The sequence below is a fragment of the Flavobacterium sp. LB2P53 genome (assembly GCF_003970305.1).
Taxonomy (GTDB): domain Bacteria; phylum Bacteroidota; class Bacteroidia; order Flavobacteriales; family Flavobacteriaceae; genus Flavobacterium.
In genome coordinates this window covers 519,248-535,382 of sequence record NZ_RYDG01000001.1, presented here as the reverse complement: position 1 = coordinate 535,382, position 16,135 = coordinate 519,248, and the positions used below count along the sequence as shown (strand labels likewise).

The 16,135-nt window shown below is 37.6% G+C and carries 24 protein-coding genes; all 24 read left to right on the top strand.

The genetic code is table 11. The annotated features are described in order from the left end of the window. The first annotated feature begins 51 nt into the window (after window positions 1–51). The 24 genes from EKL95_RS02430 (at window position 52) to EKL95_RS02315 (ending at window position 16,056) form a co-directional block, all read left to right on the top strand. Window positions 52–378, top strand: a complete 327-nt coding sequence (locus tag EKL95_RS02430) for a hypothetical protein (RefSeq protein ID WP_126563465.1) — start codon at window positions 52–54, stop codon at window positions 376–378. Next, entirely contained in the window at window positions 375–851 is a 477-nt protein-coding gene (locus tag EKL95_RS02425) for an N-acetylmuramoyl-L-alanine amidase (RefSeq protein WP_126563464.1), read from the top strand. Before EKL95_RS02430 ends, EKL95_RS02425 begins: the two co-directional genes overlap by 4 nt. Beyond that, window positions 851–1,330, top strand: coding sequence for a hypothetical protein (locus EKL95_RS02420; RefSeq protein ID WP_126563463.1), 480 nt, complete (start codon window positions 851–853; stop codon window positions 1,328–1,330). The genes EKL95_RS02425 and EKL95_RS02420 overlap by 1 nt, the downstream gene beginning before the upstream one ends. A gap of 4 nt (window positions 1,331–1,334) precedes the next feature. Next, window positions 1,335–1,799, top strand: coding sequence for a hypothetical protein (locus EKL95_RS02415; protein ID WP_126563462.1), 465 nt, complete (start codon window positions 1,335–1,337; stop codon window positions 1,797–1,799). Next, window positions 1,799–2,992 (top strand): DUF2586 family protein, encoded by a 1,194-nt coding sequence (locus EKL95_RS02410; protein ID WP_126563461.1) that lies wholly within the window; start codon window positions 1,799–1,801, stop codon window positions 2,990–2,992. The genes EKL95_RS02415 and EKL95_RS02410 overlap by 1 nt, the downstream gene beginning before the upstream one ends. A 5-nt stretch (window positions 2,993–2,997) precedes the next feature. Continuing rightward, complete coding sequence (locus EKL95_RS02405; RefSeq protein ID WP_126563460.1) at window positions 2,998–3,405, top strand: hypothetical protein; 408 nt, start codon at window positions 2,998–3,000, stop codon at window positions 3,403–3,405. Between the two features lie 43 nt (window positions 3,406–3,448). After that, window positions 3,449–3,772, top strand: coding sequence for a hypothetical protein (locus EKL95_RS02400; RefSeq protein ID WP_126563459.1), 324 nt, complete (start codon window positions 3,449–3,451; stop codon window positions 3,770–3,772). Window positions 3,773–3,927: 155 nt separating this feature from the next. Continuing rightward, window positions 3,928–5,904, top strand: a complete 1,977-nt coding sequence (locus EKL95_RS02395) for a phage tail tape measure protein (protein ID WP_126563458.1) — start codon at window positions 3,928–3,930, stop codon at window positions 5,902–5,904. Window positions 5,905–5,906: 2 nt separating this feature from the next. Continuing rightward, window positions 5,907–6,569 (top strand): DUF6046 domain-containing protein, encoded by a 663-nt coding sequence (locus EKL95_RS02390; protein ID WP_126563457.1) that lies wholly within the window; start codon window positions 5,907–5,909, stop codon window positions 6,567–6,569. Between the two features lie 2 nt (window positions 6,570–6,571). After that, entirely contained in the window at window positions 6,572–7,546 is a 975-nt protein-coding gene (locus EKL95_RS02385; RefSeq protein WP_126563456.1) for a hypothetical protein, read from the top strand. Next, window positions 7,546–8,055: a hypothetical protein gene (locus EKL95_RS02380; protein ID WP_126563455.1), complete on the top strand. Its 510-nt coding sequence runs from the start codon at window positions 7,546–7,548 to the stop codon at window positions 8,053–8,055. Before EKL95_RS02385 ends, EKL95_RS02380 begins: the two co-directional genes overlap by 1 nt. A gap of 1 nt (window position 8,056) precedes the next feature. Next, window positions 8,057–8,266, top strand: coding sequence for a hypothetical protein (locus tag EKL95_RS02375; protein ID WP_126563454.1), 210 nt, complete (start codon window positions 8,057–8,059; stop codon window positions 8,264–8,266). A gap of 5 nt (window positions 8,267–8,271) precedes the next feature. After that, window positions 8,272–8,613 (top strand): hypothetical protein, encoded by a 342-nt coding sequence (locus tag EKL95_RS02370; RefSeq protein WP_126563453.1) that lies wholly within the window; start codon window positions 8,272–8,274, stop codon window positions 8,611–8,613. Further along, window positions 8,603–8,893 carry a hypothetical protein gene (locus EKL95_RS02365; protein ID WP_126563452.1) on the top strand — a complete coding sequence of 97 codons (291 nt, stop codon included), beginning with the start codon at window positions 8,603–8,605 and terminating at the stop codon, window positions 8,891–8,893. Before EKL95_RS02370 ends, EKL95_RS02365 begins: the two co-directional genes overlap by 11 nt. Beyond that, entirely contained in the window at window positions 8,893–9,765 is an 873-nt protein-coding gene (locus tag EKL95_RS02360; protein WP_126563451.1) for a DUF3971 domain-containing protein, read from the top strand. Before EKL95_RS02365 ends, EKL95_RS02360 begins: the two co-directional genes overlap by 1 nt. Beyond that, entirely contained in the window at window positions 9,755–10,240 is a 486-nt protein-coding gene (locus tag EKL95_RS02355) for a hypothetical protein (RefSeq protein WP_126563450.1), read from the top strand. Before EKL95_RS02360 ends, EKL95_RS02355 begins: the two co-directional genes overlap by 11 nt. Continuing rightward, complete coding sequence (locus EKL95_RS02350) at window positions 10,233–11,003, top strand: hypothetical protein (protein ID WP_126563449.1); 771 nt, start codon at window positions 10,233–10,235, stop codon at window positions 11,001–11,003. The genes EKL95_RS02355 and EKL95_RS02350 overlap by 8 nt, the downstream gene beginning before the upstream one ends. 4 nt (window positions 11,004–11,007) lie before the next feature. Continuing rightward, a complete protein-coding gene (locus EKL95_RS02345) occupies window positions 11,008–12,777 on the top strand; it encodes a hypothetical protein (protein ID WP_126563448.1) in 1,770 nt (589 codons plus the stop codon). A 10-nt stretch (window positions 12,778–12,787) separates the two neighbouring features. Next, entirely contained in the window at window positions 12,788–13,429 is a 642-nt protein-coding gene (locus EKL95_RS02340; protein ID WP_126563447.1) for a hypothetical protein, read from the top strand. Continuing rightward, on the top strand, window positions 13,429–13,794 hold the full coding sequence (locus tag EKL95_RS02335) for a hypothetical protein (protein ID WP_126563446.1): 366 nt from the start codon (window positions 13,429–13,431) through the stop codon (window positions 13,792–13,794). The genes EKL95_RS02340 and EKL95_RS02335 overlap by 1 nt, the downstream gene beginning before the upstream one ends. Next, on the top strand, window positions 13,795–14,085 hold the full coding sequence (locus EKL95_RS02330; RefSeq protein WP_126563445.1) for a hypothetical protein: 291 nt from the start codon (window positions 13,795–13,797) through the stop codon (window positions 14,083–14,085). Between the two features lie 17 nt (window positions 14,086–14,102). Then, window positions 14,103–14,525 carry a hypothetical protein gene (locus EKL95_RS02325; protein ID WP_126563444.1) on the top strand — a complete coding sequence of 141 codons (423 nt, stop codon included), beginning with the start codon at window positions 14,103–14,105 and terminating at the stop codon, window positions 14,523–14,525. A gap of 11 nt (window positions 14,526–14,536) precedes the next feature. Continuing rightward, entirely contained in the window at window positions 14,537–15,190 is a 654-nt protein-coding gene (locus EKL95_RS02320; RefSeq protein ID WP_158614835.1) for a hypothetical protein, read from the top strand. Window positions 15,191–15,417: 227 nt separating this feature from the next. Then, window positions 15,418–16,056: a thymidylate synthase gene (locus EKL95_RS02315; RefSeq protein WP_126563442.1), complete on the top strand. Its 639-nt coding sequence runs from the start codon at window positions 15,418–15,420 to the stop codon at window positions 16,054–16,056. Window positions 16,057–16,135: the final 79 nt, after the last annotated feature.

Sequence of the window (16,135 nt, the reverse complement as noted above, 5' to 3'; positions counted from 1 at the left end):
TATAACAAAAGGCTACTGCAAAATGTAGTAGCCTTTTTTTAAAACACCTTAATGGAACAATTTATCTACCCCACGCTAACCGCATTTTTTGCCGCTTTGATTACTTGGTTTTTTAGTCGCAAAAGCACTGAGATTGATAATGGGACTAAGTCAGCTTTGTTTTATCAAAACTTACTAGACGATGCCACCAAAAGAATTAATCAATGCCTTGAAATTATCGATAATCTCAATATTAAAGTAGCTGAAAGGGATAAAATAATTGAAAGCCAAGATATTGAGAAAAAACAGTTACGTCAGCACATACAAGAGTTAATGGTGTCAAACGAAACTTTGATCAATGAAATAAAGAAGTTCAAACAGTTAAACGGAAAAGCATGAGAACGGCTAAAGAAATAAAATACATCGCTATTCATTGTTCGGCTGGTTTCGGCAAGCGGGAATCAATAGAGGCTTTTTGGAAAACCAAAGGATGGAAGTCTCCTGGATACCACCGCTTAATTGAAGTGGATGGAACAATACACAAGCTACTTGATTTTAGCAAAACATCAAACGGTGTTTTAGGTTTCAACGAGCAAACAATCAATATCTGTTATGTAGGAGGTGTTGAAAATAAGGGAACGGCGCAACAACCAATTTGGAAAGCCAAAGACACCCGAACGGAAGCCCAAAAAACAGCCCTTAAAAGTTGTATTAAAGAGGCTCAGCAATGGTTACAGAAAAACGCAAACACAAACAAAATTATCATTCAAGGACATCGTGACTTTTCACCCGATTTGAACAAAAACGGAATCATTGAAAGTTGGGAGCGCATTAAAGAATGTCCTTCGTTTGACGCTAAAAAAGAGTATTAATGAAATCACTAAAACACATTGTGTTGTTGTTTTTCTCACTCGTGGTACTGGCTTCTTGCGGAAGTTCGAAGCCCGCCACGTTTGAAAACAGATCACAAACCATCACCATCAAAGAAACGGTACACGACACCATTTTTAAGATAGAAAAAGACAGCAGTTCTTATCAGGCATTATTAGAATGTCAAAACGGTAAAGTCGTTATAAAGCAGGTTGTTCAAGCCGAACCAGGGCGCACATTAAACAGCCCAAAGGTTCGGTTAGATAACAACCAGTTGAAAATTGACTGTGAAGCACGAGCTCAGGAATTACTCGCTCATTATAAAAACACACATCAAACGAGTAATGAAGTTGTCAGGGTACCGGTCAAAGTAAATAAACTGACTTGGTGGCAGGAAACACAAATTAAACTATTTCGAATCTTCGCCATGCTTTCGCTTTTATTAGCGGTTTGGCTATTTGTAAAATCTAAAATCACATAAAATCATGCACAAAATTTTTGAAACAAATCCAGACTTAAAGAAAGCGTACATCACTTCGGACGGAACGCCATTTTATCAAGAGACTGACGCAAAGAACCACGCAAAAACCTTAAAGGATAAAAGCGTAGAACCTGTTTTTAACGAAAAGGAATTACAGGTAGTTGATCCGGAAGAAATGAACGAAGACGATAAGGAAATGGCAGCGTTTGAGGCGGAAGAAAAAGCAAAAGAAACGCAAGCGCAAAAAGAAGCTGACGATGCCGCTCAAGTCGAAAAGGAAGCGGAAATCAAAGCCGAATTAGTGAAGTCCTTAGCTGAATTTGACCCCGAAACCACTAAATATCCTGAGGCCTTGAAATTATTTAAAGCACTAGGATTAGAAGCGGAAAACGCTAAACAAGATACAATCTTTCCTTTGTTAGTTGCGGCGAAAGCAAGCGCACAAGAAGGAGTTAATACTCAAGAATAATGGGAAAACCAAAAGTAAGTATAGGCTTTGAAAATGGCAACCTTGGTGTTGTCGCTACAAGCCCCGATGGAATTTGCTCTATTGTGGCAAGTGCCGTGGCAAACGGAACTTTTGCTTTAAATACTGTTTATACAGTGTTTAGTTTGAAAGAAGCCGAAAAATTGGGCATCATAGGTGGAATTTCTAACTATGAATTGCACAAAACCATCAAGGAGTTTTATGCTGAAGCGGGAGACGGTACTGAGCTTTGGATTTATGGCGTTGCCAAAACCCAAACTTTAGATCAATTAGTGGCTGCAAGTGAAGTTCCATTAATGGCATCAAACAGACGAATCCGTTTTGTGTTGTTGAAATATGCTCCAAGCGTTGCAGAAATGGTGGTTACTGCAGGAATAAGAACGGGTTTTCCTGCCACATTAGCGGCGGCTCAAAATATTGCTGATAATTTCACTATAAACAAAATACACCCAGTTGTTTTTGTTATCGAAGGCTACAATTATACGGGAGTTCCTGCCGATCTAATAGGCTTTTCGGCAACCACTTACAACCGTGTTGCGGTTTTAATTGGTGATACCGAAACCAGAACTGGTACAACAGCTTCCAAAGGTGCTGCAGTTGGAGTTTTAGGAGGTCGTATCGCTAAGAACCAAGTACATGTAAATGTAGGTCGTGTTAGAGATGGCGCATTGAAACCTTTAGAGTTCTTTGTCCTGGACACACCAATTGAGCAAGTCAATATTGATGCTTTGTATGACAAAGGACTTATTACCCTGACTACTCACGTAGGGAAATCGGGTTACTATTTTGTAGATGATCATTTGGCATGTACGGTTGAAGATGATTATCATTTCTTAACTCGTAGACGTGTTATTGATAAAGCCTATGTTTTAGCAAATGGCGTCTTGACCAACTATGTTTTGGATGATTTCGATTTGTTAGATGGTGGGAAACTATCGCCAATTGACGCCAGAACCATAGAGGCCGAAATGGAGCGAGTGATTGCTCAGGAAATGAGTGCAAGAAATGAGCTTTCGGTTGACAAGACTAAAGCTAATGATACAGGAGTACAATGTTTAGTAGATACTACTAATAACGTGGCTACTACTGGAATCATCAAAGGAAAAGTAAAAGTGAAACCAAAAGGCTACGGTAGATATCTAGAATTTACCATAGGCTATAACCTTAACTCTTAGAAAATATGTTTAATACAAGAGAATACGAGTGGGCGGATATAACTGTCATTTTGGGAGGAGTTGATTTATTGACGATTCGCGCTGTAAAAGCTAAAAAGAAACGTGAAAAAGAGCCAATATATGCAAAAGGCCGTCAGCCATTCGCGATTCAGAGCGGAAATGATGCTTACGAAGGTGAGATTGAATTGCTAAAGTCTGGTTATGATGCCTTGGAAGATGCTGCAGGTGGAAATATTCTGGACGCTAAAGTGGATATGCTTATTTGTTATGGTAATCCATCATCTGGCGATGTGATTCGCACGAAAAGAATTTCTGGAGTAAGTTTTACAGAGTCAGAAGAAGCTGCCAAACAAGGCGACAAGTTTATGCCAGTAACCTTACCATTCTTAGCATTAGGAATGAAAAATGTATAATCAATAATCCCGAGCAATCGGGATTATTTAATAAAAACAACAAATGAACACACCAACATACAAAGTAGTAGAAGGAACCAATACAGCGTCTCCTGAACAATTAGAAGAATGGAAAGCCACACACGGTGAATTTTTTGGAATCGTAATCGAGGATAAAGTTTGCTATTTAAAAAAACCTGATCGTAAAGCGTTAAGCTTTGCCTCACAAGTAGGCTCTGACCCGATGAAGTTTAATGAAGTGATTTTAAAAAATTGCTGGTTGGGTGGTGACGAAGACATTTTAACAAATGATAGTTTGTTTCTTGCTGCCTCTTCAAAACTAGACCAAGTAATTGAATTTAAAAAAGCGGAGCTGGTAAAGTACTAGAGTCATCAGTTGTTGACGAAAACGACTGGTTTCGCATCACAAATGCCCAATTGCGCTATTACATGAGTATAGCCAATCCTGATGACTTGTCAGACGAAGAGTGGGCGCAACGATACAAAGAACTGGAATACATTCGAAAAAAAGAAAACGCATAAATGAGCAATACCTTATCCTATATCATACAAATTAATGAAAACTTTGATAAGGTAAATTCCTCATTCAATAAGTTTCAAACTAATGTACATACAGGAATTGACAAAGTTCAAAAGCAGTTGAATGGATTACGGTTAAACAACTTAATTCAAAATATAAGTTCTGCAGCCGATGGACTGACAGCAATGAATGATCCAGGGATAAAGTTGAGTACAAGTCTTTATGACCTATCCGCAATTACAGGAGTAACGGGAAGCAAATTAAAAGAAATTGAAGGTTATGCACGCGAGAACGCCAAAACGTTTGGAGGTGCTGCAGCTGATAGTGCGGAATCATACAAGTTGATTCTTTCGCAATTGTCTCCCGAAATAGGAAAAGTCCCTATCGCTTTGAAAGCAATGGGTAAAGAAGCATCGATTACAAGTAAATTGATGGGTGGCGATACTGTTGCTGCAACAAACGTTCTTACCACAGCGATGAATCAATACCAAGTTTCTTTGGCCGACCCAATAAAGGCATCCAAAGAAATGGCAAAGATGAACAATGTGATGGCAGCATCTGCTAAAGAAGGTTCTGCTGAATTGCCACAAATTGCTCAAGCCTTAGAACAATCAGGATTGGCTGCAAAAACGGCAAATGTTTCCTTTGAAGAAACGAATGCATTTATTCAGGTACTTGATAAAAACGGAAAAAAAGGAGCTGAAGGTGGTGTTGCTTTGCGTAACGTAATGGCAACATTAGCTCAAGGTCGTTTTTTACCAAAAGATGTAAAAGCAGAATTAACCAGTGCTGGAGTAAACATTAATAAACTTACTGATAACTCTATTTCGTTGTCAGAGCGATTAAAACCGCTAAAAAGCATAATGACAGATCAAGCTTTGGTTACAAAGCTTTTTGGTAAAGAAAATAGTAATGCGGCCATAGCTATGATTGCGGGTATTAACGAAGCGGAACGCCTTACAACAGCCGTGAGTGGAACTAATACTGCTTATGAGCAGGCAGCTATTATAATGGAAGCCCCTGCAGAAAAAAACAAGCAGTTACAGGCTCAAATTGATGACTTTAAAATATCCTTATTCAATGGTTCAAATGGTTTATTAGCTTACACTAATATTCTTGGAAACACTGCTAGAGATTTCAGCAATTTAATGCCCATTTTTCAAGGAGCGGGTACCATTATTTCAACAGTAACCAGTGCGACAAAACTACAGGCATTATGGACTGGGACTGTTTCTGGCGCTACTGCAGTATGGACAGGAATTCAAACTGCATTTAATACTGTAATGGCAATGAATCCTATTATATGGGTTGTTATTGGAATTATGGCTTTGGCAGCAGCTATTGTTTGGGTGGTTTCAAAAACAGAAGGTTGGGGTAATGCCTGGAAACATACCGTTACTGGTGCAAAATTATTGTTTACGGCTTATGTCGAAACTGTTAAAGCACAATTTAATACTATGGTAAACGGCATTATGATTGGAATTGATAAGATTCAAATTGCATGGTATAAGTTTAAAAATATGGCAGGTCTTGGCGATAGCAAAGCCAATTCTGCTGAGATATCCAAACTAAACAGCGATGTTGAAGCTCGGAAAGAATCTATCAAAGCGGGCTATAAAAAGGCTGCTTCTACTGCAGTCGCAGCAGGAATGGAATTTAAAGCGGCTTATGATTCCGTAAAATGGAAAAAAGAGAGTAAAACAGATGATGCAGGCATTGCCGACGCAGGAACTATTCCTGGTACTGCTGGAAAAGGTGGAGCGGGAAGTTCGGGGGGAGGTTCTGCAAGTGCTAAAAAATCAAACGAAGCCATTGCCACAGGCGGTACCAAACACAATTATATCACTATCACCATCAAAGAGCTGAACGGTTTGAAAGATGTAGTGATAAGTGGCAAAGATGCAGCTAACAAAGCAGGCAGCGAAGTGGCTGACGAATTATTAAGAATTTTGGCAATGGCCACAACAGCAACAGGATAATTATGCTAACAGATAAAGATATACTATTCGGTAGTTTAATGGGTACGGCTAATATTAAAACGTATCAACGTACACAATTAGTACAAAATGAATTAAGTAAACATGTTTTACCTAGAATTCCTTTTCTACCCTTTCAAAATGAAAGTGTGATTGCACATGAGAATTTTAATACTGCTTTCTTAATCAACCAAACTGATTTGCCAATTCCAGAAGATCAACAGTTTTTTCCGTTGTCTTTTAGCTTGACTGAAAATGGTCAAAGATGGTTGTTTCCTTACGAACCAATGATTACGATAAGTTCAGGAAATACCGTAATTAAAAGAAATGTTGCAAAACAAGGTGATACATTAATTGGTACAATTAAGGAACGATGGAATCGAAAGGATTTTGATATTACGGTTACGGGTGCATTAATGGGAAGTATAATCACGGGTAAATTTGAGGATTGTTTCCCCAGGGAACAAATGCAACGTCTTTTTGAATTTCTGAAGTACAACAAAGAGTTTTACATCTATTGTGCTCCACTAGAAATTCTGGGAATTATAAAAGTAGTTGTTGAGGATTATACTTTTCCTTTCACAAAAGGTGAAAATGTGCAGGCTTATGATTTAAAATTAACAAGTGATGACTTTTACAACCTATTAGTTATCGAAGAAAATAAATAAGGATGTTTGATATTAACTGGAGTGTTAAGTTTAAAAATGCGGGTGTTACCTACAGGCTCGAAACGATTGCAGCCATTGATATTGATGAAAGTGTAGACAATTTAGTCGATACGGCCACTATTACGCTACCAGAATCCGTAATGAATCGGGTTTTGAATATTGGAGAACGAATAGGTCGAGGTACAGAAGTCGTTATACAATTGGGTTATGATGATGGTTTGATAACGGAGTTTGTGGGCTTCGTTCAAAATATAGTAACTAACGATAGTTCTTTGAAAATTCTTTGTGAAGATGCTTTGTTTTTGTTTCGTGTAGGCGTGAAAGATATCGAAATGAAGCCTACCACAATGGCTAAAATTGCACAATCCTTACTCTCCCAAATTAATCCAGGTTATAAATTAGTTTGTGATTATGACATTGCTTACGAAAAGTTTGTCATTCATCAAGCCACTGGATTTGATGTTTTAAAAAAACTGGCCGAGGAAACGAAAGCCAACATCTATTTCAACACGGATAAAAAGGAGTTACATATTCATCCGCCTTATTTAGAAAAAAGCGGTGAAGTCATTTACTCCATGCAGGTGAACGTTGAAAAAAGTTCATTAGAATATAAAGAAGCCATCGACCGTAAAGTCGAGGTTATAGTTGAAAGTACTAATGTAAAAGGGAAAGTTGAAAGCTATACAGCAGGAACTACAGGAGGCGAAAAGATAACGCTAAAAGTAGGTTCTGTGAGTCCGCAAGATTTGCCAAAAATAGCCAATGCAGAACTCATTCGCCGTTCTGCTGATATGTATGAGGGAAGTATTGACGGTTGGTTAATTCCATTTGTGAAACCCACGTATTCGGCTAAAATTAAGGATGAAGATTATCCAGAAAAGGACGGAACCTATTATGTAGTGGGTGTTGTTACTTCTGTAAGTGAAGCGGGTTGTAAGAGAACTGTAAAATTAGGAGTTAAATTATCAGTTAAATAATGGATACATCTGCAGAAATAAAAAAGGCATTGATTGAAGCTTTAGGAATAGCTCCAAATTTAGCGATTACTGCAACCGTTGTATCGGTTGAAAATGACACTTGTACTGTGCGCTTGTTGAGTGAGTTGGTTTTGTCTGACGTGCGATTGAAAGCGACTATTTCGGAAGATGATGATGATCATTTTTTGATTGTTCCAAAGCTAGATAGTGAGGTTATATTAATGAGCCAAACAGGGGCTTTAAGCGGTTTGATAGTTTTGAAAGTTGATGCCGTTGAAAGCATTCAATATAAGAAAGGCGATTTTGAATTTGTTGTTGATGGTACCACCGGGAAAGTAACTTTAAAAAAGAGCGGCGCCAATTTTGGGGCTTTAGTTTCTGACCTGATAAAAGAAATAAGCAACGCCATTATTTTGACACCAGCGGGACCAGGACAAATAGCAGCCTCAACTAAAGCCAAATTGACGGCATTGGACACAAAGTTTAAAACACTTTTAAATAACAGTTAAAATGGGGTTAAATAAAGCGGGATTAAAAGAAGCGATCAAAGCAATACTTACCGATATGCTAACCAAAGAGGAAAATTCTATTGAGGAATTTGCCACACGATTAAGTGATGGAATTGATGTGTTTGTAAAATCAGGGACGGTAAATGTAACTGTTGCCACAACTGGAACGGCTACGAGTCACACAGGAACCGGAACCGGAACCATAAGTTAGACAATATGAAAGGCATAGGGATACAAGTAAACGACCATAACGACACAGGCGATATTTTGGATTTAAAAATTGAACCCATTCGTGACAGCTCCAACAAAATTGTTGTTGGCTTGGTTATAGGAGTTACACTAGAACAAAATATTTCACTTATGCTATTAGCGCACCAGGGGGAACTGAAATCAAACCCTGATTTAGGAGTGGGAATAGAGGATATGGTTTTGAGTGAGGATTATTTGGCTTTTCGCCACAAGATCAGGGAGCATTTAAAAAAGGATGGATTGGTAGTAAGTGAGTTGGATTTGTTTGAGGGGAAACCTTTTAAAATAGTAGCCGAATATGGAAAGTAAAGTATACCAAGGACAAAGTTTTTTAGATAAAGTAATTGAGATGACAGGCTCGGCTGATAATGCTTTTGCAATGGCTCTTGAAAATAATGTATCAATAACGGACTCATTGGCCATTGGCACCCTATTGACTTATTCGGGTACGGTGATTAAATCTATTTCATCACTATTTAACGATAATAATAGATGTGCCACCGCGATAACAAAACAAAACCATGAACTTATTGTAGCTGATGAAGGTATTGGTGCAATGATAATTGAAAACACATTTATAATAGGATAATGGCAAGAACTAAAACACAAATTAAATCAGAAATCACAACGCCATTTATGGCTAATGAAAAATTGGCGGCCGATTATGGTTTTGCTATTGGAGCTTCCTTTGATGCTGAATTTTCATTTGTGAGTTTGGAAAATATCCTTTTTGAAATAGTGGCTTTGGCTCTTTTTATTCACGAATTGTTTTTTGATCAACATACCAAAGAAGTCAATGAACGTTTAGCGAATGAAAAAGCAGGTACAAAACCTTGGTACCGCACGATGGCTTTGCGCTTCCAATTTGGTTTTGACTTGGTGGCGGATAAAGATTATTTTGATAATGGTACCGCTACTGATGAACAAATTGCCCTTTCAAAAATAATCAAATACGCTGCCGTAAACGAAGCGGCAGATAGTAGCCGTGTCATTCTAAAAATAGCGGGAGAAACGAACGGCGTTTTATCTGATTTTGACAACCCCTCACAAGTGGAAGCAATTAAGGCTTACATAAATGAGATCAGAGTGGCGGGTGTTCAGGTTACCATTATAAATTATAAGGCGGATAAACTCTATTTGAATTTGCAAATTAAAAGAGATGCCTTAATGCTTGACGAAAATGGAATGAGTAAACTGGATGCCAATTACCCAGTTGTTGAAGCTTTGCAGGAGTTTATGAAAGAGCTGAAATTTAACGGAGAATTGCAACTTTCTTTATTGATTGATAAAATACAAATGGTACCTGGTGTTTTAGATGCCACATTAATAAGTGCCGAAAGTTCTTGGATCGATCCTGCTCTAAATGGCTATGGGACTCCTCAACCAATTTTTATTTCAAAAATAGCGGAAAGCGGTTATTTTGAGATTGTAACTTTTGATAATGTCAATTATGTGGTATAAAATAGACTGGAACATACTTGTGTTGGATAATCTTCCAACAGTAATGCGAAAACCGTCTCTTTCTGCCTTGGCTCAAATACTGTTAAAGCCATTGAATTCTTTGTATTACAAATGGTATAACTGGCGAATAGACAATATTTATAAGTTAGATCACACAAACCAAATATGTTATTTAAGAGGATCGCTCAATGACAAATTTGACCCAGTGGAAAGGCGGATTTACATTGGTGATGGTCAATTTTACAAAACGCAGTACATCTTTACCGAGGTAGAAGAGCAAGATGTTTGGCTTGATACCGAGGTAGAACCGGACACAATTTGGCTTCGAACAGAATCCGAAACTGCGGACACAGGTTTAGACTTTATTGTCTATGTTCAGGAAGCTCTTTTTAACACACAACTGGATGGGCTACACGCACATATTAAATTTTATAAAGCAGGCGGCAAACGCTATAATATTTTTATAGATGAATAAAACAAATTTTAACCAAACAGGCGGTTTTCCGCTAAAAACAGAACGCTTGCAGGAACTGCAAACGGCTTTCGAAATCTTTCAGGCTTTTGGAGCATTGGCGGGTAACTTGACAATTATATCAGGTTGTGAGTTGTTAGGTGCGACCGTAAAAAAAGGGGTTGTTTACATCGATGGTGAACCGTTAGAATTTAGGGAAGCAGCCGTTACTGGAACTTCGACTGTAATCATTATTGAAGAGCCCGTAAATCGTGCCTTTGAAAATGGTACTGTAAAACAAGTTCACACTGTTCGGTATGCCACTTTTGGAACTGCTGCTACATCATGGTTGTGGACGGCTTTTAAGCGTGTTGATCCAGCTGTTCAATTAATGGTGCGTCTTGATTCCCTTGAGAAAAAAACGGCAGTATTTCAATCTGGTGGTGGGATGGTTCTTTGGAACAAACCCGCTCTTGATATTCCTACAGGTTGGCAAGAAGTTTTAGATTGGCGTGGGCGTATTCCTGTTGGTCTTGATGCTACGCAACTTGAGTTTGATACTTTGGGTGAAATTGGAGGGGCGAAAAGCAAAACGCTTTCTATAGATGAAATTCCATCGCATACGCACGGATTTAGAGCGTATGTACAAAGTGGGTCAAATGATGGTTCTGGAGGAGAAGCCGCCGGTTATTTTCAAGATAAACAAACGGGATCCATCGGAGGCGGTCAAGCTTTTTCATTAATGAACCCGTACAGAGTAGTATTATTTATTGAATATATAGGATAAAATTATGGCAAATTTAGCACAGATATATGACTGGTTTATGACCGGTAAAAAACCTACACAGGCTCAATTTTGGGCTTCGTGGGGTAGTTTTTGGAACAAGGAAGAGCCAATACCGCAAAGTAGTATTTCAGGTCTTACAAGTGTTTTGAATGCTAAAACTGAAAACGACCAGTTTAATGCACATAAAACGGATGCTGTTGCTCACGCCACATTGTTCAGTGCCAAAGAAGATAAAACTAAAAAAGGCGTAGCCAATGGTTACGCCCCGCTAAATGAATTTACAAAAATAGCCAGCGATTATTTAGTAATTGTAAATGATTTAGTTACTGGTGGCGTTACTTCATTGGCTAGTGCCGAAACGGTCAAAACATTAAAAACTCAGATCAACGCAATTAATGTATTGCTAACTTCTGACAATCTTAATTTAGACACTGTTCAGGAGTTAGTCGATGCTATTGAAAACGTGCAAACTTCGCTAAGTACGATTTTGGTTAATGACTTGACTACTGGCGGAACCACGAAAGCCTTGACGGCAGAAATGGGTAAAACTTTGAAGGGTTTGGTTGATGGTTTGACAACAAACAAAGTAGATAAAGTAGCAGGCGAACGCCTTATAAATGCAAGCGAAATAACAAAACTTGAAGGATTGGCAAACATTACCACAACTGTTAAACCAATTCTTTCAACTGCATTAGCCACGCAAAATGTAGCGGGATTTGTTACTTACATCAATGCGCTTAACCCGGTTCTTGTGGTTGGAGCAAGCGAAATTGTAAAGTATAACTTAACTGATACAGGAAGAATTTTTGAATTGAATTTAAGAGGTAGAAGTTTTGGAGTTGGTCAAGCTGCTATTGTTGCAGCTGATGTTCTTGAAGTAACTGATTTATTGAATAAGGATATAAAATTAAGCAATTATCCAAGTACTAGAAATGATGGACAATTACCAACGAATAAAGTTTTAAGCACCGATGCAAACGGAAACTTGAAAATGTACACGATTGCAACAGCACCGGCTCCTTATTTAGAAGTTTTAATACCTGACAGCACATTGCCAAGCACAACCACAAATTTCACTTTAAAAGGGGCTTTTTTTACTCCTACTATGACTGTGGCAATTGTAGGGCAAACAATTAATTATATCACGTTTGTAAGTGATAATTTAGTTAAGGTTAATGTCACAACGGGAGCAGCTGAAGGATTATTTTCGGTGACTTTGAACAATGGTATTCAGGCAGTTTTTAACAATGCTTTGTCTATTTATTTAGGAGTTACCCACAAGCCAATAACAAGCGAATGGATTAACATAGTAAGTCCTATTCTTATAGAAGATAACGCTTTGTCTACGGTCACTTACGGCTCAATAGGTAGCGCGGTATGGAATTATGAACTTAAAAAAAATGAAAAATTTTCGCTTAGATTTAGTTTTAAACCTTCGCCTTTAGGCACTGCAATAAATTCATACGTTGTGGAATTATATGATGTTGTTACAGGGCTTGATATATACACTTTTAAAGCTATTTACAATACCGCAGAGGGTGGAATATATAGTCAGTTTGAAGTTAGACTTCCAAGCTATTCTAATCACGGTATTGGCGCGCCGGGCGGCTGGAAAGATATTGTTTTCGAAATGAGATACACGGGAAGCATAATGTATTTATACATAAACAACGCACTCCAAAGAACATTTACCATTTTAGACAATAATTTGTTAATGAGGGTGAAAGTGGGTCAAGCCGACATATATAATGTAAAATATATAGTATTACCATAAAAAAATAATTATGAACGCACAAATAGTATTAGAGAATTACTTGGATAAGTACCAAACACTTGGTAATACCCTAAGTGACATAAATTTTGACAACCTTTCTTTTTTTACCACAAAAGAGAAGATTATTGACATGAAAGGGCAATGGGTTTCAAAATCCTATTATGCTGAAAAAGACAAGGAAGCCATCAGGATAACGTATGAGAAATTATACGGTACGCACACACATAATGGTGTTGAGTGGCCAAACATATTTCTAGGAGTTGGAAAAACAATTCATTATTTGGATTGGGCTTGTGAAATCGCTTACTCAAAAAACAAGCAACCAGAGTATTTTGATTTACAGCCTGTGTTTGTAGGTGATGGCACGGAGACGGTTGTTGGTTTTTCAAGTCAAAAACAAAGGCAAATATTAAAAGAAGAACGTCGTAGTGCGGATGATTATTTGCAGGCTAAAAACCCAAATTTGTATGCGTTGCTTTATGCGAGATATACCGCCACCTATGAATATTATCTAAAAACGGGTAAGAAAGCTGATCTGGTTACTGCCATTAATGGAGAAACTGATCCTGATATTAATGCAGTTTTTAATAATCTTGTTTTTGGTTATGAACCTATGACAGTTCGCGAATTAATCTTAATGAATTTACAGTAATGACACCAACAATAAATAAAATAGCAGATCACCGCCGTGGCGATACATGGGATGGAATGGTTCTACTCATCGAGGATGTAAAGATTGTCGATGAAGTTGAAGTGCGAACACCGAAAGATATTACTGGATATACAGCGTTAGCACGTTTCAAAACAAGTCGGGAATCAAGTATGGTATTTGAATTTAAAACCGAAGATGATACGATAACAATACCTAATGGTATTGAGGGAAAGCTTCTTTTTGCAGCACGAATAATGGACGTAAGAGCAAACAATTACATATCTGACGTAGAGTTGACTAGTCCAGAAGGCAGAGTGGAAACAATTACTGATTGCGAATGGCGAATTTTTCAAGACGTTTCATAAATGATAGCAACAATCTATCAAAATATAACCAAATACCAAGTTACATTAGTTCAAAAGGTGACTAGATATCACGTGACTATTGGTCAGCAAGTAAATCATTTTAACGTTTCGATTTCGCAAAATGTAACAAGAACGGTTACAACTATTTTTCAATTAGGCGAAAAAGGAAAAGCTGGAATTCAAGGCAAATCAGCGTATCAAAGTGCGATTGAAAATGGATTTGTAGGCCTAGAATCAGAATGGCTATTGAGCCTGGTTCCTACAAGCGTAGATGGCGGATATTTTTACTAATAAATAAAAATAAAATTATGAATACAATTTTAATTAAAAGGAAATTAACAGCTGGAGCGCCAGCCTTATCAAATTTAGCAATAGGCGAAATGTGTTTGGTCATCCCAGACAGCAAAATTTATTGGAAAAAAGATGCTTCCACAATCGTTGATATATCGGGGGATATGTTGAAAAGCATTTACGATACCAATAACAATGGTAGGGTTGATAATTCTGATAATTCACAACAGTTAGGTGGTGTTGATGCAGCATTGTATGCAACTAATGCCTATGTGACTGCTCAAATTAACGCCTTGGTAAATGGATCTTCGGCTGCATTAGATACGTTGGCAGAATTAGCCACTGCTTTAGGTAATGATGCTAATTTCTCCAATACAATTACAACTTTAATAGGAACAAAATTAGATGGCAATTCAACGATTGACGGAGGAACATTTTAATTATGTCCAACGTGATTAAAATAAAAAAAAGTTCCGTAACTGGAGTTATCCCAACTGGGTTAGCTCCGGGGGAACTAGCTATAAATATTAAAGATAAAAAGTTGTTTTTTCTTGATTCTTTAGGTGTAATACAAAGTTTTGATTTGTTTGCAACAAAATTAACGCTTAAATCCCTGGAGAGTTATGTGTTTTCGAATGCTGCGTACCCTTTAGTTTCACAAACATCATTGCAAAAATTATTCAATGCTTCTACATTAGGAGCATTGAATGTTGCTGCAAATACCAGCTATTTTTTTGAATGTCAATTCACATTATCAGCAATGTCTGCTGTTTTAGGAAACTTTGGTTTTGGATTTTTAGGCACGGCTGGAATTGCAAATATGAGTTACACGGCATTATCTGATAAAGCTGATACGCTTGGAACACCGTCTACAGCGGAGTTGGTTGTCGCTACGGTTCAATCTGCTGTAGTTTTAGTAAGTAACAGTGCGATTACTACTGGAAATGCAATTATTCGCGGAATAATTCGTGTAAATACAGCGGGCACTTTAATTCCATCTGTTAGTTTAAGTATAGCAGCGCTAGCATTTGTTGGTTCAAATAGTTGGTTTCGCGCTGTTCCAATTGGAGTTGTGAGTGACAAAACTAACGGGGATTGGGTTTAAAAAAAACAACTTAAAAAATACAGAATCTCAGGAGTACAGGAAGTAAAAAATAGTCCTCCAACATTTTCAACTCTTACCACAGAATTTAAAAATATAGCACGAAGCCACAGCGTTGGAGGACATAAGTCTTCTATGCTGTGGCTTTGCTATTTTAATAATTCTGTGGTAGCGCAAAGTAAATCAAATTAAAATTAATAATCAATCATCAATCAAAAATCGAATTAAAAATGAACAAGTATCATGGAATGCTTAGTAAAATCCTTGAAAAAGGTAAGAATCAAAACAATAAAAAAGGCTCAATCACCTATCTTTTGAATCAATCACTAGAATTAAAGCCGCTAGACCTCTTAGTTTTGTTTGAGAGCCACGCAGTTGCAAAAAAGAAGTTAAGAGACGAATTAGGCTTGTTTATGGCAGGAGAACGCTCCACGGAAGCCTACAGGGATATAGGAGTTAGTTGGTGGGATTATTGCGGTCCTATTCTAGTAAATAGTTATCCAACGTACTTTGAGCAATTGCCAAAGTTATTAGAGAAGATCAACAAAGAAAAACGCACGTCAAAGAATTATGTATTGTTTCTAGGTTCTAACAACACAGAGAGTAATCAGCAACCTTGCTTGAGCCTTATTCAGTTCCAAATAGAGAACGGAAAGCTTGTAGTGAGTGCGTATCAGCGCAGTTCTGACGCTAATCTAGGCTTGCCATCGGACATCTATCACTTGTATTTGATAAGTAAACAGATTGCGCTGCCACTCAAGAGCATTAATCTGTTCTTAGGTAATGTGCACGTGTATGAGAATAATATAGACAATACAAAGGCGCTGCTTGATGGTAATGACGCTAAGTTTAATTTGAATGTTGTTTAAAGCGGGTTTAAACTACATTTAAAAAGCCAGTACATTTTGTACTGGCTTTAGTTTGTTTGATTGAAAAAATGTACATTTC

Bases quoted from the DNA above. Each gene is read 5' to 3' on its own strand.
- EKL95_RS02425 (WP_126563464.1), top strand. From the start codon at position 375: ATGAGAACGGCTAAAGAAATAAAATACATCGCTATTCATTGTTCGGCT.
- EKL95_RS02415 (WP_126563462.1), top strand. From the start codon at position 1,335: ATGCACAAAATTTTTGAAACAAATCCAGACTTAAAGAAAGCGTACATC.
- EKL95_RS02380 (WP_126563455.1), top strand. From the start codon at position 7,546: ATGGATACATCTGCAGAAATAAAAAAGGCATTGATTGAAGCTTTAGGA.
- EKL95_RS02390 (WP_126563457.1), top strand. From the start codon at position 5,907: ATGCTAACAGATAAAGATATACTATTCGGTAGTTTAATGGGTACGGCT.
- EKL95_RS02345 (WP_126563448.1), top strand. From the start codon at position 11,008: ATGGCAAATTTAGCACAGATATATGACTGGTTTATGACCGGTAAAAAA.
- EKL95_RS02395 (WP_126563458.1), top strand. From the start codon at position 3,928: ATGAGCAATACCTTATCCTATATCATACAAATTAATGAAAACTTTGAT.
- EKL95_RS02315 (WP_126563442.1), top strand. From the start codon at position 15,418: ATGAACAAGTATCATGGAATGCTTAGTAAAATCCTTGAAAAAGGTAAG.
- EKL95_RS02360 (WP_126563451.1), top strand. From the start codon at position 8,893: ATGGCAAGAACTAAAACACAAATTAAATCAGAAATCACAACGCCATTT.
- EKL95_RS02385 (WP_126563456.1), top strand. From the start codon at position 6,572: ATGTTTGATATTAACTGGAGTGTTAAGTTTAAAAATGCGGGTGTTACC.
- EKL95_RS02410 (WP_126563461.1), top strand. From the start codon at position 1,799: ATGGGAAAACCAAAAGTAAGTATAGGCTTTGAAAATGGCAACCTTGGT.
- EKL95_RS02355 (WP_126563450.1), top strand. From the start codon at position 9,755: ATGTGGTATAAAATAGACTGGAACATACTTGTGTTGGATAATCTTCCA.
- EKL95_RS02375 (WP_126563454.1), top strand. From the start codon at position 8,057: ATGGGGTTAAATAAAGCGGGATTAAAAGAAGCGATCAAAGCAATACTT.
- EKL95_RS02340 (WP_126563447.1), top strand. From the start codon at position 12,788: ATGAACGCACAAATAGTATTAGAGAATTACTTGGATAAGTACCAAACA.
- EKL95_RS02370 (WP_126563453.1), top strand. From the start codon at position 8,272: ATGAAAGGCATAGGGATACAAGTAAACGACCATAACGACACAGGCGAT.
- EKL95_RS02420 (WP_126563463.1), top strand. From the start codon at position 851: ATGAAATCACTAAAACACATTGTGTTGTTGTTTTTCTCACTCGTGGTA.
- EKL95_RS02335 (WP_126563446.1), top strand. From the start codon at position 13,429: ATGACACCAACAATAAATAAAATAGCAGATCACCGCCGTGGCGATACA.
- EKL95_RS02400 (WP_126563459.1), top strand. From the start codon at position 3,449: ATGAACACACCAACATACAAAGTAGTAGAAGGAACCAATACAGCGTCT.
- EKL95_RS02430 (WP_126563465.1), top strand. From the start codon at position 52: ATGGAACAATTTATCTACCCCACGCTAACCGCATTTTTTGCCGCTTTG.
- EKL95_RS02365 (WP_126563452.1), top strand. From the start codon at position 8,603: ATGGAAAGTAAAGTATACCAAGGACAAAGTTTTTTAGATAAAGTAATT.
- EKL95_RS02405 (WP_126563460.1), top strand. From the start codon at position 2,998: ATGTTTAATACAAGAGAATACGAGTGGGCGGATATAACTGTCATTTTG.
- EKL95_RS02350 (WP_126563449.1), top strand. From the start codon at position 10,233: ATGAATAAAACAAATTTTAACCAAACAGGCGGTTTTCCGCTAAAAACA.
- EKL95_RS02325 (WP_126563444.1), top strand. From the start codon at position 14,103: ATGAATACAATTTTAATTAAAAGGAAATTAACAGCTGGAGCGCCAGCC.
- EKL95_RS02330 (WP_126563445.1), top strand. From the start codon at position 13,795: ATGATAGCAACAATCTATCAAAATATAACCAAATACCAAGTTACATTA.